Raw genomic sequence first — 20,655 nt, 5'->3', positions numbered from 1 at the left:
ACATGGCATATCAGTTGACAGTGGCAGGGCTTGGTCCCGGCAGCGCGGGGCTTATTACGCGCGAGACGTGGGCGCGCATTGAGGCGGCGGAGCATATTATCCTGCGCACGCGCATCCATCCGACGGTGGAGGTACTCGATGCGGAAGGGATCTCCTATGCGACCTACGATGACTTTTACGAGGAAGCGGATGATTTTGAGGAACTCTATGAAGAGATTGTCGATGATCTTTTTGCGCGTGCAGCAGAGCACGATGTACTCTATCTTGTTCCGGGCAGTCCCTTTGTCGCGGAGCGCACGGTGCAGCTCCTGCGGGAGCATGCTGCAGAGGCAGGCATCCCCCTTGAGATTCTGCCGGCGATGAGCTTTTTGGAGCCTCTTTTCGCCGCACTCAGCATCGACCCTGCCGACGGGCTTTCCATCATCGACGCGATGAATGAGGACGCCGTTGCAGCACCGCCTGCGCAGGATCTTATCATCACGCAGGTCTACTCACGCGAGCTTGCCTCCGATCTCAAGATTCTCCTGATGGAGCACTTTTCCGATACGCAGGAGGTCATCTATCTGCACCATCTTGCGCTGCCTGATGAGCGGATTCAGCGCATCCCGCTTTTTGAACTCGATTGGCAGCCGGATATCGACCATCTGACCACACTTTTCATTCCATACGCTCCTACTTTTTGGGAAAATACCTAAAAAAACACCGGATTTTAGGGAAAAAACTTGCTTTTTTTATTTTCCCCCTTGATTTTTCTAGGTAATTCTGTTAAATTCTCTCATGACAGTGCGACCCCTTGTGGTCGTTGAGTAAATGGAAAATATCTAAAGGAGGATGCTACTTTGAACAAGCAGGAATTGGTCGCAAACGTAGCAGAGCAGGCAAGTCTGACAAAGAAGGACGCAGAAAAGGCGGTCAATGCCGTTTTTGAAACGATCAAGAATGCACTTGGCGAGGGCGATAGAATCCAGCTCATCGGCTTTGGCACATTCGAGGTGAAAGACCGCAAGGCGCGCAAGGGACGCAATCCGCAGACGGGCGACGAGATCGAGATTGCGGCTTCGAGGATGCCTGTGTTCAAGGCTGGCAAGGCTCTGAAGGATTCTGTGAACTGATTTTGCAGGATGGCCGGACTTCCGATGGGGAGTCCGGTTTTTTGTTCATATCGTAGGATGGATATGGAAAAGACAATTTTTTCAGCCGATGCCTTTGCAGGGAAGACCGCTCTGATCTCGGGCGGCACCTCGGGGATTGGACTTGCCTGTGCAGAAATTTTTCTTGCGGGAGGGGCGTGCGTTGCCCTCATGGGACGTGATGAGGCACGTGGGGCGCACGCGCTCCATGTGCTTGGAGCGAAAAAACGGGCACGCGTTGTTCATGGGGATGTCCGTATGCGCACGGACTGCATGCGCGCTGCGGCGGAATGTGCGCATGCGTTTGGCGGCGTGGATATCCTCGTGAATTCCGCCGGGATCTATGCGGAGGGAGCGCTGGACGACCTTGCGGAGCATGCGTTTGATGACATGATGGCGACGAATGTCAAGGGAACCGTTCTGCTGACGCAGGCAGCGCTGCCGTATCTGAGGAGGACGCGCGGCGCGATCATCAATGTTGCCTCGGATGCGGGACTGCACGGCAACTACTGCTGTGCGGCGTATGCGGCGACCAAGGGGGCGGTCATTGCCTTTACGCGCTCGCTCGCGCTCGAACTGGCGCACGATACGGTGCGCGTGAATGCCGTTGCACCCGCCGATGTGCTCACACCGCTCACGGAGCGGCAGCTCTCTCCGCATCTCCCACGCGCCGATCAGCTTCGTGCGATGGCGGATCCTTACCCCATGGGGCGTATTGGCACGCCGTATGAGGTGGCGGGGGTGATCGCTTTTCTCGCATCTCCTGCTGCAGCGTGGGTGACGGGGAGCATCTATCGCGTTGACGGCGGGCTGACGGCGTAAATCTAAAAAACTTTTGTCCGTCGTTCAAAATTGTGATAGAATAATCATGATTGTGTGAGGGGGTGAAACATGGAGCGTGCCCGTATTCTCATTTTGACGGCATCGATTGGCGCGGGACACACGCGGGCAGCCGAGGCAATTCGTGCGGCACTTGCGGCACACCTGCAGGCAGCCGCTATGCAGGTCGATGTGGTCGACTTTATGGCGCGTGAAGTCTCCATGATTCACTACCTCATGAAGCGCATTTACCTGACAATGCTGCGCTTTGTGCCCAATCTTTACGATGTGTTTTTCCGCATCGCAGGAAAAAACGCGAGCGGCGGCATTGTGCGCAGCGCATTTGCACAGGTGATGGTACGTACTATGGGGCGGATCATAAGGGCGTATGCTCCGGATCTGATCATCGCTACACACCCCTTTCCCGAGGGGGCGGCAGCTCTTTGGCGCACACGACACGGCGGCACTTACGCGCTTGCGGCGCTCCTGACGGATTATGCACTGCATACAATTTGGCTCGTACGCGGTGTGGATCTCTACTTTGTCGCGACGGAGGCGATGGTGGAGGGGATGGAAGTGCGCGGTTTTGATCGCAGTATGGTGCGTGCAACGGGCATTCCCATCGCGTCCGCCGACTATGCGATGGCGCGGGATGCGGCACAGGCGAAGGCTGGGCTTACGGAGGATCTGCCAACCCTTCTCCTTATGGGCGGCGGGCTTGGTCTCGGCGGCATGGACCGCACGCTCGCGGAACTTGAGACGATCGAGCAGCGCTTTTCCATTCTCGTTGTGGCGGGGCACAATGCCGCGCTTGCGGCACATGCACGCGCCGTTGCATCTCGCTCGCGGCATACGATCCGTGTCTTTTCCTATACTGATGAGGTGCATGTACTCATGCGTGCAGCGGATCTCCTCATTACAAAACCGGGAGCGCTGACCCTCAGCGAGGCATTTGCGGCGGGGCTGCCGCTCCTGCTGCACGATCCGATCCCGGGACCCGAAACGGAGAACGCTATCTATGCGACGCGGCGCGGTGCGGCTGTGTGGCTGCATCCGGGGGAACGCATGGCACCCGCCGTGGAGGAGATCCTTGCGCACCGCATTCCGGAGATGCGCAGAGCGGCACGTCGATGCGCGCGCGAGGAGGCGGCGCAGGATGTTGCGGCGGATTTGATTGCACTGATGACAAGGAAGAGAGGTATGTATGGCACAGAGCAGAACATCTAGAAGGCCGCGCTGGTTTGTCATCACGGTGCTGCTTATTCTGGGCTATTTTGGCGCAATGATCGTATCACAGGGACTGTACCTTTCCCATGTTCATGAGGATCAGACGCTTGCGACGCAGCGGCTCATGGAAGCGCGCGCGGAAAATGACCGTCTGCGTGCGGAGAAGGCGCGTCTTGGCGAGCTGCCTTACATCGAAAAGCTGGCACGCGAGGAGCTGGGGATGACGGGGGCGGGGGAACTTCCGTACGCACCCGGAAAGCGTTCCGGCGGCAGCTGAGAATTTCTTGACACAGAGTATCCCTGCCCTGTATAATGAGCGGGTAATGATACTGGGGGAGACCCCTGACGGTTTGTAGTTGAAGGGAAGAGTTGTATTGGCCATCGAAGTTGGCAGTGTAGTAGAGGGCGTCGTAACGGGTATCACCAATTTTGGCGCTTTTGTTGAACTCCCCGAGGGGAAGACAGGACTCATCCATATCTCAGAGGTCGCCGATGTCTATGTGAACGATGTGCACGATTTTCTCAAGGAGCGCGATTCGGTCAAGGTCAAGGTGCTCACGGTGGATGATCGCGGCAAGATCGGGCTTTCCATCAAGGCGCTTCAGGATAAGCCGGCCGCCCCTGTGCAGCCGTCTGCGGCTCCGACACGCCCGCCGCGTCCCCCGCGTGATCTGCGGCGCACCGCAGCATCACGGCAGATTGGCTCTCCTTCCTTTGAGGACAAGCTGTCGCGCTTCCTGAAGGACAGTGATGAGCGATTGACCGATCTGCGCCGCAAGACGGATTCCAAGCGGGGGGGGCGCGGATCGCGCCGCGGCTGATCACAGGGAAGTGCTGATGCCAAAGCGACAGGGCATACCTGTCCGGATGAGGATAACAAAGGGCACTCCATGCGGAGTGCCCTTTTTGCAGCGGAGACATACATTGCAGCAACAGGTGGAGCGCGTTCTTCGCGCGCATAATTTTTTTTCGCCCACGTGCACGCTGCTCGTCGCTTGTTCCGGCGGGGTGGATTCGCTTGCCCTTTTGGATGTGCTGTTTGTGCTGCAGAGCAGCGGCGGTGCACAGATCGTATGTGCCCATTATGAGCATGGCATACGTGGGGCAGATTCTCGTGCGGATGCACGTTTTGTGCAGGAATTTTGCCGGGCACGGGAGATCCCGTGCGTATGTGCGTCGGGGGATGTTCCATCGTATGCGCGTGAGCACAGGCTCTCGCTTGAAACAGCGGCGCGGCTCTGCCGATATGACTTCCTCCATCGGGTGCGGGAGGAACAGGTCTGCGATGCCGTTGTACTCGCGCATCATGCAGACGACCTTGCCGAGACTGTGCTGCTGCGCATTCTGCGCGGCACGGGACCTGCGGGGCTCGGTGCCATGCGTGTGTGGGATGGAACACATCTGCGCCCGCTCCTCAGCATGCGGCGCGCGGAGATTGAGGCCTATGTGCGGACACGCGGTATGAAGCCACGGCATGATGCGACGAATGATGCTGTGGATGCACGGCGCAATCGCGTGCGCCATGAACTCTTGCCGCTGCTTCGTGCGCAGTACAATCCGGCGGTCGAGGATGCACTTACGCGACTCAGTGCGCTTGCCGCCGAGGAGGCGGATCTTCTGTCAGATCTCGCCGCCGATGCGCTTGCACGTGCCTTTTGCCCTGCGGGGCTCTTGACTGCGGTACTGCAGACACTGCACCCCGCGCTGCAGCGCCGCGTTCTGCGCATGTTTTGGACGCAGCGGACGGGAGCGACACAGGACTTTTCCTATCTCCATGCGGAGCGTCTGCGTGCGCTCATCTTTGAAAAGGGAACCGCACATGCGGAGATGCCGGGCGGGTGGCGGGGGATTGCACGCTATGGTATACTTACGCTGCAGCGTTCGACCGCGATGCAAGCCCCTGCGGAAAATAGTGAAATTATACTTCCTTTCAGCCGTGAATATGCTATAATAAATTTTCGGGGTATGGCGTTTCACATCCGGCGGCTGATGTGTATGACGGAGCAGGATTGGCGCAGGATGAAGCAGAGGGAGGCTGTCTATGCCGACCTTGCGGCATTGCCTCCGCTTGTCTTGCGGACGCGGCGTGCCGGGGATTTCATGCAGCTCCCCATTGGACGAAAGAAGCTCAAGGAGATTTTGATTGACGATAAGGTTCCGCAGGAAGTGCGGGATCGGATGCCTCTCCTTGCGCTTGCGGATACCTACGAGATTTTCTGGATTGCGGGCGGACGGCGTAGTGTGCTTGCTCCCGTGACGGCATCCAGTACGGATATTTTGAGCATTGTATGTGTGAAGGAGACGATGCCAAATGATGAGCAGTGACATTGAGCGCATTTCCTTTTCCGCTGATGAGATTCATGCGCGTGTGCAGGAGATCGGCGCGGAGATTACGAACGACTACCGTGATGCTTCTGAAACGGTCTACTGTGTCGGAATATTGAAAGGCGCTGCAGTCTTTTTCACCGATCTCGTACGCGCGATTGATCGTCCCATCGCTTTTGACTTCATGATTGTTTCCAGCTATGGGGAGGCGACTGTTTCAAGCGGACAGGTCAAGATTCTCAAGGATCTTGACTTCTCCATCGAGGGCAAGCATGTCATCATCGTCGAGGACATCATTGACTCGGGGACAACGATGCACTATCTGAAGCAGATGCTTCAGGGGCGTCACCCGAAGAGCATTAAGATCTGCGCGTTCCTGTCGAAGCCCTCGCGGCGGATTGCCCCCGTGGAGATCGACTATCTGGGGCATGAGGTGCCGGATGAATTCCTCGTGGGCTATGGTCTGGACTATGCGGAGAAATATCGGAATCTGCCCTACATCGGAGTGCTCAAGCGCTCCGTTTATGAATGATGCAGAGGAGGTAGGAATTGAATCAATCAATCCTTAGAAATCTTGCTTTTTATGCGCTTATGTTCTTCGTTGTGTGGACGATTGCCGACTACATGTCCGGCAGTCATCAGGGACCACAGGCGACGGCACTTGGCTACAGTGACTTTAATGCAAAGGTAGATGCGGGCGAGGTAGACAAAGTCGTCATCATCCAGAACAATATTCGAGGTACGCTTACAGACGGCACGGAGTTCACGACCATTGCGCCGGATGCACCGAACAGTGACCGCGATCTCTACAAGCGGCTTGCAGACAAAGGCATCCATATCTCGGCGGAGAACCCGCCCGAGCCGCCATGGTGGCAGACCCTGCTTACCTCGCTCATTCCAATCGCACTTCTGATCGGCTTTTGGTTTTTCATCATGCAGCAGTCCCAGATGGGCGGCGGACGCATGATGAATTTTGGCAAGTCACGTGTGCGCCTGATGGTGAGCGACAAGAAAAAGGTGACGTTCGCTGATGTCGCAGGTGCGGATGAGGCGAAGCAGGAGCTTGAGGAGGTCGTCGAATTCCTCAAGACGCCAGATAAATTCAATGAACTCGGCGCGCGCATCCCGAAGGGCGTGCTGCTCTTTGGTCCCCCGGGCACGGGTAAGACCCTCCTTGCGAAGGCGGTTGCCGGTGAGGCGGGGGTGCAGTTCTTTACAATCAGCGGGTCGGACTTTGTCGAGATGTTCGTCGGTGTCGGTGCCTCGCGCGTGCGTGACCTCTTTGAACAGGCGAAGAAGTCCGCACCGTGCATCGTCTTTATTGATGAGATTGATGCCGTCGGTCGTCAGCGCGGCGCAGGGCTTGGCGGCGGTCATGACGAGCGCGAGCAGACACTCAATCAGCTGCTCGTCGAAATGGATGGCTTTGCCTCGAATGAGGGGATCATCATCATCGCGGCAACGAACCGCCCCGATGTACTCGATCCCGCGCTTCTGCGTCCCGGTCGCTTTGACCGTCAGATCGTCGTGGACAAGCCCGACGTGCGCGGACGTGAGGCGATCCTCAAGGTGCATACGAAGGGCAAGCCCATTGCTGAGGACGCAGATCTGGACGTGCTTGCACGTCGTACGCCCGGCTTTACGGGCGCAGATCTCAGCAATCTCGTCAACGAGGCGGCGCTTCTTGCCGCACGGCGGAACAAGAAGAAAATTTACATGGCGGAGATGGAGGAGGCAATCGAGCGCGTCATGGCAGGGCCCGAGCGCAAGTCCCATGTCATGACGGAGGAGGAGAAGCGCCTCACGGCGTATCACGAGGGCGGTCATACGCTCGTCGGACTCCTGCTCGAGCACGCCGATCCCGTGCACAAGGTCACGATCATTCCGCGCGGGCGCGCGGGCGGCTACATGCTCTCCCTGCCCAAGGAGGATCGCTCCTATCGCACGCGCTCCGAGCTGTTTGACCGCATCAAGGTTGCGCTCGGCGGACGCGTTGCGGAGGAGGTTGTGCTCGGCGAGATCAGCACGGGTGCGTCGAGCGATATCCAGCAGGCGACACAGATCATCCGCAGCATGATTATGCAGTATGGCATGAGCGAGTCCATCGGTCCCATCGCCTACGGCGAGGAGAACCATCAGGTCTTCCTCGGGCGTGACTTCAACCGTGACCGCAACTACTCCGAGGAAGTCGCGGGCGAGATTGACCGTGAGGTGCGCCGCTACATTGAGGAGGCGTATGAGGCGTGTCGCATCATCATCACGGAGAACCGTGACAAGCTCGATCTCATCGCGCATGAACTGCTTGAGCGTGAGACACTGAGTGCAAGCGAGCTTGAGGAACTCATGACGAAGGGCGCGATCAGCGATAAGGAAACGCAGGATGACACGCCTGATGATACGGGTAAACCGCTGATGATCCCCGTCGATGTCGTCATTGATGATTCCACGCAGACGAGCGAGGAGGCGGAGCGTGCTGCGGAGGAGCGCCCTGCGCCTGTTCCGACCACAGAGCCGAAGTTCAACGTAACCCGATGGAATAAATAGAGAACACAGCGAAGGCGCTGCTGCATGAAATGTGTGCAGCAGCGCCCTTTCTTTAGAATTTTCGACGTTTTGACGATAGTATAGAGGAATTACTGATACTGTGTAGTTCGCGGAATTGGTGCCGCATTGATCCGTGCTCCCGATCTGGGGCAGCGATGCAAAGAGAGGTTTGTATGCAGTGGTATGAGGAGATCATGACGACAGCCGAAGAGGCGGTCGATTATGTCGGGCGCGCGCTGGACGTGCATGATGTGCTTGCGGAGGAGACGCGGCAGGTACTGACGGACTTTGCTGCGGCGATGGAGTCCGTGGCGGACTGTCTGTCACGGGAGGAGGGAACGCTCGTCGAGAAATGCCGCCGCTATGCGCTGAATGCAGCACATTCGGCGGGAAAGGTATTGTCTGTGAACGCTGTCGAGGAAGCGCGAAAAATCTTTGCATATGAGGTGCGCCCACTCTTTTTGGATCTCGGCTGCCAGCTTGATCTGGAATATCATATTCTGCGGCATCCCGAGAGGGATGCGTCATATCTCCAGGAGACGATCGCTGCCTTTGCAGCGGCGCGCCAACGGCCGCGACGAACGGACTTCAAGTACCGCATATCGATCATCGTACCCGCTTACAATAAGGTGGAGTTCTCACGCTGTGCGATCGAAAGTCTCTTTCGTCATACGGATTTTGCACGGGGAGACATTGAGCTCATCACGATCAACGACGGTTCGTCCGATGAAACGGAGGCATACTTCAACAGTCTTCCGCATGAGAAGAAAATCAATCTGAAGTACAACGTATACAATCATCTCGGCTGGGGCATTGCCCGTCACATTGCCGAGGGGGCGTATGTCGTCTATTTTTCAAACGATGCGGTTGCAACGCCGCATTGGCTCGAAAATCTGCTTGCTGTTCATGCGGCGGAGAAGGATGTCTTCTGGGTTGTGCCGACCTGCAATGAAAACTGCATCTCAAACCATCAGGGAATCCCGGTCAGCTATGACAATACCTTTGAGGCGATGGGGGAGATGGAGGCGTTTGCCGCCCACCACAACGTGTCCAATCCACTTCTCTGGGAAGATCGCGCTGTTCTCATGCCGTTTGTGAGCGTCGTGCCGAATCTCTTTGACGTACCCGAGATTCGTGCCGACTATCGCTATGTCATGTGCGATTTTGAGGACGATGACTTCTCGGCAATGCTGCGCCGCTCGGGCTTTCACCAGATCCTCGCAAAGGATACCTTCATTCACCACTTTGGCGGAGTCACGCTGAACGAGGTGCGCACCAAGCGCGGCAACTACAAGAGCATTGTTTCCATGCGCCCCGTCTTTCGCGAAAAGTGGAAGGTCGATCCGTGGGAGTCGCGCGGGCATCTGCACTTTATGGACGCGTTTATCAAAGATCTGTCCGCAGACGCTTTTCCCGCGCGCGTACTCGTTATCGAGCCGATGTTTGGCGAGGGGCTTCTTCAGATCCGCAATTATTTTCGTAAACTTCGACGGGCGGTCACACTGGATGCCATTGTTATCGATCCGGCATACATGGAGGATACGAAATATATGGCGGACAAAACCATCTGTATGGAGTCCTTGGATCATCTCTTTGCGGAACAGAATGTGCACTATGACATGATCGTTGTCGGCGCACCGCTCAACAATCTGCCGATTTCACGTATCATTCCGTTCTTTCAAGGATGTCATGACCACCTCCGTCCGCACGGATTCGTCTATGCCTCTCTGCACAACTACAACAGCTTTGAGCGGACGATGGAGAGCCTGCCGAATAACACCCCGCATGACACTTATGACAGTATTCTGCCGATGGATGGGCGGCGGGTATTTCCCGTGGAACGCCTTATTACAGAGGTCAACAAACGCTTTTCGTCCGATGCCGTTCGCATTGGATACGCGAGATGCCCGCATCTCTTTGCTGATATGACGGCGTTTGAAGAGCTTGCCGTAAAGATTCTGGACAGTGCAGGTGAGAATCGTCAGCAGCTGCATCATTTTCTGCTGGGCGATACCGTTGTCTTTTGTATTCAACGATGAGAGGCTGTTATGGCAAAACTAAGCATTATTATTCCCGTACACAATATGGGCGATCAGCTCAATCAATGCCTTGCGGCAATACGGAATACAGTACGCTTTCCATACGAGATGATCATTGTCGATGACGGACCCTCGAAAGATGCAGGAATTGTCGTTACGGCGGCGGGGGACGATGTACGGATTCTTCGCAGTGCGGAGCGACATGGCTTTTCTCATGCGGTGAATGCAGGGCTTCGTGCGTCCGTGGGAGAGGTGCTGCTCTTTCTCCATGCGGATGTCCTGCTCGCGCCGCATACGGCAGAGGATATGCTGGATGCCCTGATCGAGAACCCCACCGTGGGGGCGGTGAGTGCTGTCGCTTCTCGTACATACGAGCGTTCGCGTGTTGCTCCGCCGTCGGAGTATCGGTCATGGGAGGAGTTTGCTGCAGTTGCAGAGGAACTTCGCGCACGAGAAAGCGCGCTCTACCCCGAGATTCTTGCGGAGATGTTTGCCCTGATGGTGCGGCGGGATGCGGCAGAGGCAGCGGGTTTTCTGGATGAGCAATTTACAGTGCCCGCGCTTGCGGCGTATGATTATACGATCCGCATGACCCGTGCGGGTTATGGAATTGCCTCCTTGATGGGTGCCTATGTGCATCATGAGGAGAGTATTCCTGCACAGGAGCCGCCGGAATACGATCAGCTGCAGAAACGGGAACGTTTGATGTTCCGCTCCAAATGGGGCGTATCCCTTGACTATTCATTTCATCCGCGCGTGGATCTCTTTCAGATGATGGATCTGAAACGTGAGGGGCTGCGTGTGCTTGAGATTGGTTGTGCCTGCGGCGCGACGCTGCGGGAGATTGGCATGCACAACCCCACGGCGAGACTCTATGGCGTGGAACTAAACGAACACGCCGCTGCTGTTGCTGCGCCGTTTGCCACGATTCTCTCCATGAACGTGGAAAATCTGGATCCTGCAGAAATCTCGGAGCGGTTTGACTACATTGTAATGGGCGATGTGATTGAGCATTTGCTCGATCCATGGACGGCGATCCGCAATATGCGTGAACTGCTCGTATCAGGCGGGGCAATTATTGCGAGCATTCCGAACGTGGCGCATATCAGCAATCTCTATAATGTCCTCAGCGGATGCTGGACGTATCAGGATATGGGACTCTTAGACCGTACACATTATCGTTTCTTTACGAAGTACGAGCTAGTTAAGTTGTTTGAAGGTGCTGAGCTTGTCATTGATGAGATCAGGGGCAAGCGACATCCTTTTGAGCAATTATTGCGGGAATTTCGCGAGGAGATTCTTTCCCTGCGCAACGTTCATGTAGACCCGGAGGACGTGGATACCTTCCAATGGCTTTTCCGCGCAGTACGTGAGTAGTGGGTTCGTATTTTTCCATATTTTTGTGGCAGGACGCCGTTATCTGCGCTATAATAGGGCGGATAACGGCGTTTCGATTGGGTGGTGTTCCATGAGTAGGGATGTGTTGGAGCTGCTGCGTGCGGCGGGTGGCTATATATCGGGGGAGAAGATGGCGGAGCGGCTTGGCGTAACACGCGCAGCAGTCTGGAAGAAGATTGCCGCACTGCGTAATGCAGGCTACGATATCGCAAGTGCCCCGCGCAGCGGCTATGCTTTGCGTGCGGCACCGGATCGCCTGATTGAGGCGGAAATCACACAGGGGCTTGAGACGCAGCTGATCGGGCGAAAGATCATTGCATACGATGCCGTGGACTCGACCAACCTTGTGCTGAAAGAGCTTGCGCGCAGCGGCGCGGAGGACGGTACGGTCGTCGTCGCGGACAGTCAGGGGACGGGGCGTGGGCGCATGGAGCGTTCCTTTTTCTCGCCGCCCGGCAAGGGGATCTGGGTGAGTATCCTCCTGCGCCCGACATTTCTGCCACAGGATGCGCCGAAGTGCACGCTGATGGCTGCGGTTGCGGTTGCGCGTGCAATGGAAAAATTTGGACTGCGCGCGGCGATCAAGTGGCCGAACGACATTCTGCACGATGGACGCAAACTCGTGGGGATCCTCACGGAGATGAGCGCGGAGATGGATCGCGTCAACTACGTTGTGATCGGGATCGGCATCAATGTGAACATCGCGCCGGAGGATTTCCCCGCCGAACTGAGATCCGTCGCTACGTCACTTATGCAGATGAAGGGGGAGCCGCTGCCGCGCGTGACATTCCTGCAGGAACTCCTGCGAGCGCTTGACGAACTCTATGCAGATGTGCAGCGGGAGGGCTTTGCACCCGTCTTGGCGGCATGGCGGGAATACGCGGTGACGCTCGGGCAGACGGTACGTGTGATTGCGCCCGCAGGCGAGGAGTTCGAGGGCGTTGCGGCGGACATCGACGCAGAGGGAGCCCTTCTGATTGATACAGAGACTGGGAGAAGGCGCGTGTTAGCGGGGGATGTATCCATCCGCCCGAAGAAATAGTATGGAGGAAAGAAATTGCTGCTAGTACTGGACATCGGCAACAGCAATATTGTCATGGGCGCCTACGAGGGGAAAAAACTCCTGCGGCATTGGCGCATCTCGACGGATCGGCAAAAGACGGGCGACGAATACGGCATTCTGTTCAATGAGTTGTTTCGTTATCAGGGCATTGCGATGTCCGATATCAAGGCAATCATCATCTCCTCAGTTGTGCCGCCGCTCGTCGTTCCCCTGCGCAAGATGTGCGAGCGGTATTTCCGCATCCGCCCGCTGATCGTAGGCCCCGGCATACGAACCGGGATACGCCTGAACTATGAAAATCCGCGTGCGATTGGTGCGGATCGCATTGTCAATGTCGTCGGGGCACACGAGCAGTACGGCGGCCCTCTCGTTGTCATCGACATCGGGACGGCGACGACGTTCGACATCGTGGCGGAGAACGGGGACTTCCTCGGCGGCGTCATTGCGCCGGGGCTTGGATCGAGTGCTGAGGCACTCTTTCAGCGTGCGGCACAGCTGCCGCGCATCGAACTTGTGCCACCGAAGACGGTCGTCTGCCGCAGCACGATACAGGGCATGCAGGCAGGCATCATCTATGGCTACGTCGGGCAGATTGATGAAATTGTCCGACGCATCAAGTCAGAGCTTGCAATGGAGATGAAGGTGGTCGCGACGGGCGGCTTTGCGCGTATGGTGGCAAAGGAATCACAGACGATTGACAAAGTCGATCACTTCCTGACGCTGACGGGGCTGCGCGTTCTCTACGAGCGGAATCAGCCGTGAGTCCGATGAAAATAGGCGCGTTCACGTTTGATGATCCCGTCTTTCTCGCGCCGATGGCGGGGGTAACGGATACCGCGTACCGCGTGATTGCGCACGATATGGGCTGCCCGCTCGCATTTGCGGAGATGGTGAGCAGCCAGGGGATCCACTACCGCAACGAGCATACGATGAAGATGCTAAAGACGGAGGTGGGCGAGCGTCCGATTGCCATGCAGATCTTCGCAAAGTCGGCGGCGATGGCGGCGGAGGCAGCTGCCTACATCGAGGAGATTGGCACGGCAGATATTCTGGATTTTAACATGGGCTGCCCCGCACCGAAGGTTGTGAAGAACGGCGAGGGCTCGGCGCTCATGCGTGAGCCGAAAAAGGCGGAGGAGATTCTCACGGCGATCCGCCGCGCCACGAAGCTGCCGTTCACGGTGAAGATGCGGCTCGGCTGGGACGATGCCTCGCGCAACGCCGTGGAGATCGCACGGATGGCAGAGGCGATCGGCGTGGATGCCGTCGCCGTGCACGGGCGTACACGCGCGCAGTTCTACAGCGGCAACGCAGACTATGCGGCGATTGCCGAGGTGAAGCGTGCCGTAAATATTCCCGTGATCGTGAGCGGTGACATTCGCCGTCCCGTCGATCTCGCGCGTGCGCTCGACATAACGGGCGCAGATGCCGTCATGATTGGGCGCGGAGCACAGGGGAATCCGTGGATCTTCCCGCAGCTCATTCACTGGCTGCGCACGGGGGAGGAGCTGCCCCCGCCGACACGCACGGAGCGTGCACAGGTCATCCTGCGGCATCTCGATCTGCTTGTCGGCTATAAAGGCGAATACATCGGCATCCGTGAGATGCGAAAGCATGCGGCATGGTATACGCGCGGTCTGAAAGGAAGTGCGGAGCTGCGTGAGCGATTTAACCGCGCGGCGTCGCGTGAGGAGTTTGTCAATATTCTGCGCGATGCGTGGGATCTATAGAAAGGGATATATATGAGTGACGATAAGAAGACTTCGGTCTGGTCGAAGTACACGGAGGCGGAGCGCGCTGCAGTCGATGAACTCGCGCGCGGCTACATTGATTTCCTCTCGGACTGCAAGACGGAGCGCGAGAGTGTGACGGAGGCGGTACGTCTGGCGCAGGCGGCGGGCTACCGTGACCTTGCAGACGTGATTGCGGCGGGCGCCAAGCTCAAGGCGGGGGACAAGGTCTACGCCGTCAATATGAAGAAGGCGGTTGTCCTTTTCCACATCGGTACGGAGCCAATGGAGCGCGGTATGAATATCCTCGGCGCACACATTGACACCTGCCGCCTCGATGTGAAGCAGAATCCGCTGTATGAGGATAACGGTCTTGCGTATTTCGACACGCATTACTACGGCGGCATCAAGAAGTACCAGTGGGTGACGATCCCACTTGCCCTGCACGGCGTTGTCGTGAAGAAAGACGGCACGGTGGTGGAGATCACGCTCGGCGAGAAGGCGGACGATCCCGTCTTCTGCGTGACCGATCTTCTCATTCATCTCTCGCAGGAGCAGCTTGAGAAAAAGGCGTCGAAGGTCATTGAGGGCGAGAAGCTGGACGTGCTTATCGGTGGTTACGCACTGAAAAAGGAGGACAAGGAATCCGTCAAGGATGGAATCCTCGCGCTCCTCAAGGAATATTACGATATTGCTGAGGAGGACTTTAACTCGGCAGAGTTGACGCTCGTTCCCGCAGGGCGCGCACGTGAGCTTGGCTTTGACCGCAGCATGGTGCTCGGCTACGGGCAGGATGACCGCGTCTGCTCCTATACCGCACTCCGCTCCATGCTTGAGACAGATACGCCAAAGCGCACGGCGTGCTGTCTGCTTGTGGACAAGGAGGAGATCGGCAGCGTCGGCGCGACGGGGATGCAGTCGCGCTTCTTTGAGAACATGGTCGCAGAGGTGCTCTCCGCCTGCGGACAGTACACGGAGATCGCACTGCGCCGCACGCTCGCGCACTCGAAGATGCTCTCCTCGGATGTATCGAGCGCCTACGATGGGCTCTATGCGGACGCATTCGAAAAGAAAAATGTCGCCTACCTCGGGCGCGGAATGGTGTTCAACAAGTTCACGGGTGCGCGCGGCAAGTCCGGTTCGAGCGATGCGAGCGCGGAGTACCTCGGGCAGCTGCGCCGCATGATGGACGAAAATAACGTCAGCTATCAGCTTGCGGAGCTTGGGCGTGTCGACCTTGGCGGCGGCGGTACAATCGCCTACATCATGGCGCGCTATGGCATGGATGTCATTGACAATGGTGTCGCTGTCATGAGCATGCACGCGCCGTGGGAGGTCACGAGCAAGGTGGATATCTACGAGATGAAGAAGGGCTACGACGTATTCCTGCGGAATGCGTGAGTCGGGTTGCAGGTGCCCCTGCCGTTGTATGGTGGCGGGGGCACCCTTTCTTTTGAAAAAGGAGTGCATTATATGGTCTCGGAACAGATGTATGAACTTGGCACGAAGAAGTCCACCATCCGCACGATCTTCGAATACGGACAGATGCGTGCGGCACAGGTCGGTGCGGAGAATGTCTTTGACTTCAGTCTCGGCAATCCGAACGTGCCAACGCCGGACTTCATCCGCGATGCCGCCATCGACATCCTCGTACACAGTGATCCGATGGAGGTGCACGGCTATACGATTGCCCCCGGCAAGCCACAGGTGCGCGAGATGCTGGCCGCCGATCTGAACAAGCGCTTCGGAACGCAGTTTGCAGGGAAAAATCTCTTTTTGACGGCGGGCGCAGCAGCATCCGTGACAATCACGTGCAAGGCACTGACGGAGCCGGGCGATGAGTTCGTCACGATTGCGCCGTTCTTCCCGGAGTACCGCGTCTTTGTCGAGGCGTGCGGGGGGCGGCTCGTCGTTGTGCCCGCGAAGACGGATGATTTCCAGATCGACTTCACGGCACTCGAAGCGGCAGTCACACCGCACACAAAAGCCGTCATCATAAACTCGCCGAACAATCCGAGCGGTGCGGTCTACAGCGTGTCGGTCATTCGTCAGCTTGCCGAACTCTTATGCCGAAAGGAGACGGAGTTCGGGCATCCGATCTTTATCATCGCAGATGAGCCGTATCGCGAGATTGTCTACGATGGTAATACCGTCCCGTGCATTCCGCTCTACTATGACAACACGATTGTCTGCTACTCCTACAGCAAGTCCTTTTCCTTGCCGGGCGAGCGCATCGGCTACATCGTTGTGCCGGATTCTGTCGCGGATTTTGCGCGCGTCTACGGTGCCATTGCAGGTGCAGCGCGTGTCCTGACGCACGTCAACGCGCCGTCCCTTTGGCAGCTCGTTATCGCGCGCTGCGTAGGAAAGACGGCCGATCTCAGCACGTATGCACACAATGCGGCATTGCTCTATGAAGGGCTGACTGCCGCGGGTTTTTCCTGCATGAAGCCACAGGGAGCCTTCTACCTCTTTCCAAAGGCACTTGAGAAGGATGATGCGGCATTTTGCGCGCGGGCACGGGAGTTTGATCTGCTCCTTGTACCGGGGCGGGACTTCGGCTGTCCCGGATACTTCCGTGCGGCATACTGCGTACGCACGGCAATGATTGAACGCGCCCTGCCGCGTTTTCAAAAGTTGGCAAAATCATACAATGAAACACATGAATGAGGATTGATACTGATAATTTCATTAAATTTATATTGACAATCACTCTCCATGGAGCTATACTTAATAGCGACTTACGTCTAACAAGGTGTATCATTCTCAATGATATACAACGAATCCATAGGTAATTACGCATATATCTGTGCATTTGATAAGGAAGGTGTTCTTTTTGACCAGTGCAGAACTCTTTGAAAAAGGCGGACCGGTAATGTACTTGTTGCTCCTGTGCTCGCTCACGGTGGCGGCGATTGCGATTGATCGATTTTTGCTCTACCGTCGTGCCGCGCAAGGTGCGCGGGCGCTTGAGGCGGATGTCTCGAAGGCGCTGCGGGGACGGAAGGTGGAGGAAGCCGCGTCTGCCGCCAAAGACAAGGACAATATGGTCGCCTATCTTGTGAACAGTGCGCTTGATGCGCGTGCAGCGGGGGAGGATGTCCCCATGACATTGGAGGCGGTATACGGCGAGGCGGCAATGCTGCTGCGCGCACGTCTCAATTACCTTTCGACAATCGTCACGCTTGCACCGCTGCTCGGACTCCTCGGTACGATCTCGGGTATGATCCAGTCGTTCAGTGTCTTCAACCTGCAGGCGGGGCAGCCAATGGCGATTACGGGCGGCATCGGTGAGGCGCTCGTTGCAACGGCGACGGGACTGCTTGTCGCGATCTTTTCGCTTGTTGTGCATACCTATTTTGCCCAGCGCATGGATACGATGCTGACGCTGCTTGAAAAGACAATGAATACCTTGTTGGCGGGCTTTGCCGCAACGGATGGAGGGCGTTCTCATGCGTCGTAATTTTCATGAGGTGCGCGAGCCGCTCGTCATGATTATCCCGATGATCGACATTATGCTCTTTTTGCTCGTGTTCTTTATGCTCAGTACGATGTATATGGTGAACGCGAGCACGGTGCAGGTGAGTCTCCCGCAGGCGGCGAGCGCAAAGCAGGATACGCGTCCCCACATTGTATCCATTACGGTGACGGAGGACGGCAAGGTGCTCTTCGACCGTGATGAGGAGCCGACGCGGGAACTGACGGCGCGGGTCAAGACACAGCTTGCGGATGATCCCGATACGGTCTTTGTCGTGCGCGGTGACCGCAAGGCGGACTATCAGTTCGTTGTTACCGTGTTCGATGCGCTCAAGGAAGCGGGGACGCGTCATGTGTCCATCGCGACGGAGACGGGAGGGGTCTGAGTGCACTATCAGACACATTGGCGTCTCGCCTTTGTTCTCGCGTTCTTCTTTCACATCATTGCGTGGCTCTTTCTGACGATCCTGATTCCGCACGTATTCAAAGCGCTGGAAGCACCTCCGCAGGAGGAGCCGATGGAGTGGGTCGAACTCGCGGATGATCCAGGTCCTCCCGAGGAGGAGCAGCCGGAGGAGGAACCTCCTCCGCCGCCGCCCCCACCGCCCGAACCGGAACAGGTGGAAGAGGAACCTGCCGTGGTTGAGGCGGAGGTTCCTGAGGAAGCCATTACGGAGATCCTGAAGGAAGTCGAGGAAACGGCGGACAAGCCGGAGGAACCGAAGGTTCTGCGCTCCGGCGAGGGCAAGCAGATCGGCATGCCGGGCAAGATCCTTCATGCAGAGCAGCCGCCATACGGCGTGATTCAGTTCAAGGGACGCATCGCCGTTTCGGCACGCATCGGCACAGACGGAAAGGTCATCAGCACGCGCATACAGGTTTCCTCGGGAAATGCACTCTATGACCGCATGGCACGGCGCATTGTCGAGAAGCAGTGGAAGTTCGAGCCTGCGAAGGATATGAACGGGCAGCCGATGGAATCCGATATGCAGTGCCCTGTTTACTTTAACATGAAGCCTGCGCGCAACATCAAATAGCGTGCACGAGAATGGGAGGAAACGAGCAATCCAATGAGAAAACTCTTTGTGTTTATTATGGCTCTTTGCCTGTTTCTGCCGGCGGCGTCCACCGATGCTGCGCAGACATGGCAGCAGATCCACGACCACATCGCCGCTGAAATGGAGAATGTCTATACCATCTACCAAACGGGCAATGCGGAGGGGGCGAAGGATGCCGTCAATGATATTTACTACGGCATCTACGAAAAGGACGGCCTTGAGAGTGCCGTGCGCAGCGGGATCTCCTCCAAGAGTGCGAACCTCACGGAGTACCAGTTCTACACGCTGAAAAAGGCGATCCGCGCGGGTGCGCCGCAGTCCGAGGTAGAGGCCGAGGGAAAGAAACTTCTCGATATGGTTCAGACGGAAGTGACAACCCTTGAAACGGCGGGTGTGCAGTCGGGCGGCTGGGGGATGTTCCTGCAGGCGTTTCTGATTCTTCTGCGTGAGGGCGTTGAGGCGATCCTCGTGCTCGTCGGCATCATCGCCTATCTCGGGCGTGCCGGGCACGAGAAGGAACTCTCCACGGTCTACAACTGGGCGATTGTCGGGGTTATTGCAAGCTTTATCTCGGCTTATCTTTTTGTTGAAGTTCTTGACAATACGACGACGACCGGCTCCGGGCGTGAGATCATCGAGGGCTGTACCGCTCTCTTCGCCGTGCTTGTCCTCTTGGGTACATCAGCATGGATGGGCGGCAAGTCCAACGCCAAGGCATGGAAGTCCTATATTGACAAGCAGGTGAAGCTGACGCTCTCGACCGGCAAGTCCCGCGCCCTCGGGTTTGCGGTATTCCTCGCCGTCTATCGTGAAGGTGCGGAGGTCATTCTCTTCTATCAGGCACTCTTCAACAACGCCATCGGCGATGTCGACATGATTTGGGGCGGCTTTGTCGCTGCGTGTGCCGCACTTGCTCTGCTCTTCTTCCTCATGCAGCGCGGTGCGCTGCGCATTCCCATTGGCCCGTTCTTCAAGGTGACGAGCGCATTTATGTTTATCCTTGCGGTCACCTTCCTCGGCGGCGGACTCAAGGAACTGCAGGAGGCAGATGTGATCTCCACATCCGTCATTGAGGCGATTCCCGTGCCGAGCATTGATCTGCTCGGACTTTATCCCACCTATGAAACCGTTGTGCCGCAGCTTCTGCTGATTGCGTTTGCTGCCGCAATGGTATCATATAGAAAACGCTCTGCTGCGGCAGAGGCGTAATCTTTCCCGTAAGAGGGAGCAGTGTTCATCTTTACCAAGGAGGATTATCCCATGAAGAAATCCAGTTTCAGCATGCTCAAGAAGGCACTTGCAATCGGTGCTGTCGCGTTCTCCACGTTCGCGATCAATGCGAATGTCAGCGAAGCAGCATTCGAGGAGTTCCCGATCGGCGACGAGATCGAGGATACGACGAACCACTTCAAGGTTGCGCTCGTGTACTTCCAGCCGGTCACGATGGAGCCTGCCGGCATGAGCCTCCCGGCAGATCAGGCAGATATCCACATTGAGACGGATATCCATGCAACTGAGGGCAATGACTGCGGCTTCGGTGTCGGCGAGTGGATTCCCTATCTGACGGTGCACTACAAGTTCACGAAGCGTGAGACGGGCGAGAGCCTTGAGGGCGTCTTCATGCCGATGAGCGCAGACGACGGCCCGCACTACGGCGCGAATGTCAAGATGCTCGGCGCGGGCACCTATGACTGCGAGTTCTCGATCGACAGTCCCGCACGTCAGAACTACATGCTCCACACCGACAAGGAGACGGGCGTTCCGGGTCATTTCTGGACCGAGCCGGTCAAGATGAGCTGGGTGTTCAAATACGTTCCGCGTAAGTGGTAATTTCAGCTGCTCCCG

The 20,655-nt window shown here is 56.9% G+C and carries 21 protein-coding genes; all 21 read left to right on the top strand.

What is annotated here, in order from left to right:
* Positions 1–2: 2 nt before the first annotated feature.
* Positions 3–695: an SAM-dependent methyltransferase gene (locus C8273_RS07830; RefSeq protein WP_106627175.1), complete on the top strand. Its 693-nt coding sequence runs from the start codon at positions 3–5 to the stop codon at positions 693–695.
* 144 nt (positions 696–839) lie between these two features.
* The gene (locus tag C8273_RS07825; protein ID WP_106627174.1) at positions 840–1,112 is read left to right on the top strand and encodes an HU family DNA-binding protein; all 273 of its coding nucleotides are present in this window, start codon (positions 840–842) and stop codon (positions 1,110–1,112) included.
* Positions 1,113–1,175: 63 nt separating this feature from the next.
* On the top strand, positions 1,176–1,952 hold the full coding sequence (locus C8273_RS07820; RefSeq protein ID WP_106627317.1) for an SDR family NAD(P)-dependent oxidoreductase: 777 nt from the start codon (positions 1,176–1,178) through the stop codon (positions 1,950–1,952).
* A gap of 69 nt (positions 1,953–2,021) precedes the next feature.
* Positions 2,022–3,176, top strand: coding sequence for an MGDG synthase family glycosyltransferase (locus tag C8273_RS07815; protein ID WP_106627173.1), 1,155 nt, complete (start codon positions 2,022–2,024; stop codon positions 3,174–3,176).
* Positions 3,154–3,453: an FtsB family cell division protein gene (locus C8273_RS07810; RefSeq protein ID WP_106627172.1), complete on the top strand. Its 300-nt coding sequence runs from the start codon at positions 3,154–3,156 to the stop codon at positions 3,451–3,453. Before C8273_RS07815 ends, C8273_RS07810 begins: the two co-directional genes overlap by 23 nt.
* 97 nt (positions 3,454–3,550) lie before the next feature.
* The gene (locus C8273_RS07805) at positions 3,551–3,997 is read left to right on the top strand and encodes a S1 domain-containing RNA-binding protein (protein ID WP_106627171.1); all 447 of its coding nucleotides are present in this window, start codon (positions 3,551–3,553) and stop codon (positions 3,995–3,997) included.
* Positions 3,998–4,043: 46 nt separating this feature from the next.
* Entirely contained in the window at positions 4,044–5,501 is a 1,458-nt protein-coding gene (tilS, locus tag C8273_RS07800; protein WP_106627316.1) for a tRNA lysidine(34) synthetase TilS, read from the top strand.
* Positions 5,488–6,033 (top strand): hypoxanthine phosphoribosyltransferase, encoded by a 546-nt coding sequence (hpt, locus tag C8273_RS07795; RefSeq protein ID WP_106627170.1) that lies wholly within the window; start codon positions 5,488–5,490, stop codon positions 6,031–6,033. The genes tilS and hpt overlap by 14 nt, the downstream gene beginning before the upstream one ends.
* A 17-nt stretch (positions 6,034–6,050) precedes the next feature.
* On the top strand, positions 6,051–8,045 hold the full coding sequence (gene ftsH, locus C8273_RS07790) for an ATP-dependent zinc metalloprotease FtsH (protein ID WP_106627169.1): 1,995 nt from the start codon (positions 6,051–6,053) through the stop codon (positions 8,043–8,045).
* Between the two features lie 173 nt (positions 8,046–8,218).
* On the top strand, positions 8,219–10,084 hold the full coding sequence (locus tag C8273_RS07785; RefSeq protein ID WP_106627168.1) for a glycosyltransferase family 2 protein: 1,866 nt from the start codon (positions 8,219–8,221) through the stop codon (positions 10,082–10,084).
* Between the two features lie 9 nt (positions 10,085–10,093).
* Positions 10,094–11,461: a bifunctional glycosyltransferase/class I SAM-dependent methyltransferase gene (locus tag C8273_RS07780; RefSeq protein WP_106627167.1), complete on the top strand. Its 1,368-nt coding sequence runs from the start codon at positions 10,094–10,096 to the stop codon at positions 11,459–11,461.
* Positions 11,462–11,552: 91 nt separating this feature from the next.
* Entirely contained in the window at positions 11,553–12,524 is a 972-nt protein-coding gene (locus C8273_RS07775; RefSeq protein WP_106627166.1) for a biotin--[acetyl-CoA-carboxylase] ligase, read from the top strand.
* 15 nt (positions 12,525–12,539) lie between these two features.
* A complete protein-coding gene (locus C8273_RS07770) occupies positions 12,540–13,307 on the top strand; it encodes a type III pantothenate kinase (RefSeq protein WP_106627165.1) in 768 nt (255 codons plus the stop codon).
* 5 nt (positions 13,308–13,312) lie between these two features.
* Entirely contained in the window at positions 13,313–14,275 is a 963-nt protein-coding gene (gene dusB, locus C8273_RS07765; protein WP_199821030.1) for a tRNA dihydrouridine synthase DusB, read from the top strand.
* 12 nt (positions 14,276–14,287) lie between these two features.
* Complete coding sequence (locus tag C8273_RS07760; protein ID WP_106627163.1) at positions 14,288–15,676, top strand: aminopeptidase; 1,389 nt, start codon at positions 14,288–14,290, stop codon at positions 15,674–15,676.
* A gap of 72 nt (positions 15,677–15,748) precedes the next feature.
* A complete protein-coding gene (locus C8273_RS07755) occupies positions 15,749–16,945 on the top strand; it encodes a pyridoxal phosphate-dependent aminotransferase (RefSeq protein ID WP_106627162.1) in 1,197 nt (398 codons plus the stop codon).
* Positions 16,946–17,150: 205 nt separating this feature from the next.
* Positions 17,151–17,738, top strand: coding sequence for a MotA/TolQ/ExbB proton channel family protein (locus C8273_RS07750; protein WP_106627315.1), 588 nt, complete (start codon positions 17,151–17,153; stop codon positions 17,736–17,738).
* Positions 17,728–18,138, top strand: a complete 411-nt coding sequence (locus tag C8273_RS07745; RefSeq protein WP_106627161.1) for an ExbD/TolR family protein — start codon at positions 17,728–17,730, stop codon at positions 18,136–18,138. The genes C8273_RS07750 and C8273_RS07745 overlap by 11 nt, the downstream gene beginning before the upstream one ends.
* Positions 18,139–18,789, top strand: coding sequence for an energy transducer TonB (locus C8273_RS07740; protein WP_106627160.1), 651 nt, complete (start codon positions 18,139–18,141; stop codon positions 18,787–18,789). It begins immediately after the preceding gene.
* A 33-nt stretch (positions 18,790–18,822) separates the two neighbouring features.
* A complete protein-coding gene (locus C8273_RS07735) occupies positions 18,823–20,019 on the top strand; it encodes an FTR1 family iron permease (RefSeq protein WP_106627159.1) in 1,197 nt (398 codons plus the stop codon).
* A 51-nt stretch (positions 20,020–20,070) separates the two neighbouring features.
* Positions 20,071–20,640, top strand: a complete 570-nt coding sequence (locus C8273_RS07730) for an iron transporter (protein WP_106627158.1) — start codon at positions 20,071–20,073, stop codon at positions 20,638–20,640.
* Positions 20,641–20,655: the final 15 nt, after the last annotated feature.

The organism is Candidatus Centipeda massiliensis, from assembly GCF_900290285.1.
In the GTDB taxonomy this organism is placed as follows: domain Bacteria; phylum Bacillota; class Negativicutes; order Selenomonadales; family Selenomonadaceae; genus Centipeda; species Centipeda massiliensis.
The sequence above is the reverse complement of the archived record's forward strand: the minus strand, read 5'-3'. Positions and strand labels throughout refer to the sequence as shown.

Excerpts from the sequence above, each read along its gene's own strand:
- C8273_RS07830 (WP_106627175.1), top strand. The coding sequence starts at position 3 with ATGGCATATCAGTTGACAGTGGCAGGGCTTGGTCCCGGCAGCGCGGGG.
- C8273_RS07820 (WP_106627317.1), top strand. The coding sequence starts at position 1,176 with ATGGAAAAGACAATTTTTTCAGCCGATGCCTTTGCAGGGAAGACCGCT.
- C8273_RS07815 (WP_106627173.1), top strand. The coding sequence starts at position 2,022 with ATGGAGCGTGCCCGTATTCTCATTTTGACGGCATCGATTGGCGCGGGA.
- C8273_RS07810 (WP_106627172.1), top strand. The coding sequence starts at position 3,154 with ATGGCACAGAGCAGAACATCTAGAAGGCCGCGCTGGTTTGTCATCACG.
- tilS (WP_106627316.1), top strand. The coding sequence starts at position 4,044 with ATGAGGATAACAAAGGGCACTCCATGCGGAGTGCCCTTTTTGCAGCGG.
- hpt (WP_106627170.1), top strand. The coding sequence starts at position 5,488 with ATGATGAGCAGTGACATTGAGCGCATTTCCTTTTCCGCTGATGAGATT.
- C8273_RS07785 (WP_106627168.1), top strand. The coding sequence starts at position 8,219 with ATGCAGTGGTATGAGGAGATCATGACGACAGCCGAAGAGGCGGTCGAT.
- C8273_RS07780 (WP_106627167.1), top strand. The coding sequence starts at position 10,094 with ATGGCAAAACTAAGCATTATTATTCCCGTACACAATATGGGCGATCAG.
- C8273_RS07775 (WP_106627166.1), top strand. The coding sequence starts at position 11,553 with ATGAGTAGGGATGTGTTGGAGCTGCTGCGTGCGGCGGGTGGCTATATA.
- dusB (WP_199821030.1), top strand. The coding sequence starts at position 13,313 with ATGAAAATAGGCGCGTTCACGTTTGATGATCCCGTCTTTCTCGCGCCG.
- C8273_RS07760 (WP_106627163.1), top strand. The coding sequence starts at position 14,288 with ATGAGTGACGATAAGAAGACTTCGGTCTGGTCGAAGTACACGGAGGCG.
- C8273_RS07755 (WP_106627162.1), top strand. The coding sequence starts at position 15,749 with ATGGTCTCGGAACAGATGTATGAACTTGGCACGAAGAAGTCCACCATC.
- C8273_RS07750 (WP_106627315.1), top strand. The coding sequence starts at position 17,151 with ATGTACTTGTTGCTCCTGTGCTCGCTCACGGTGGCGGCGATTGCGATT.
- C8273_RS07745 (WP_106627161.1), top strand. The coding sequence starts at position 17,728 with ATGCGTCGTAATTTTCATGAGGTGCGCGAGCCGCTCGTCATGATTATC.
- C8273_RS07735 (WP_106627159.1), top strand. The coding sequence starts at position 18,823 with ATGAGAAAACTCTTTGTGTTTATTATGGCTCTTTGCCTGTTTCTGCCG.
- C8273_RS07730 (WP_106627158.1), top strand. The coding sequence starts at position 20,071 with ATGAAGAAATCCAGTTTCAGCATGCTCAAGAAGGCACTTGCAATCGGT.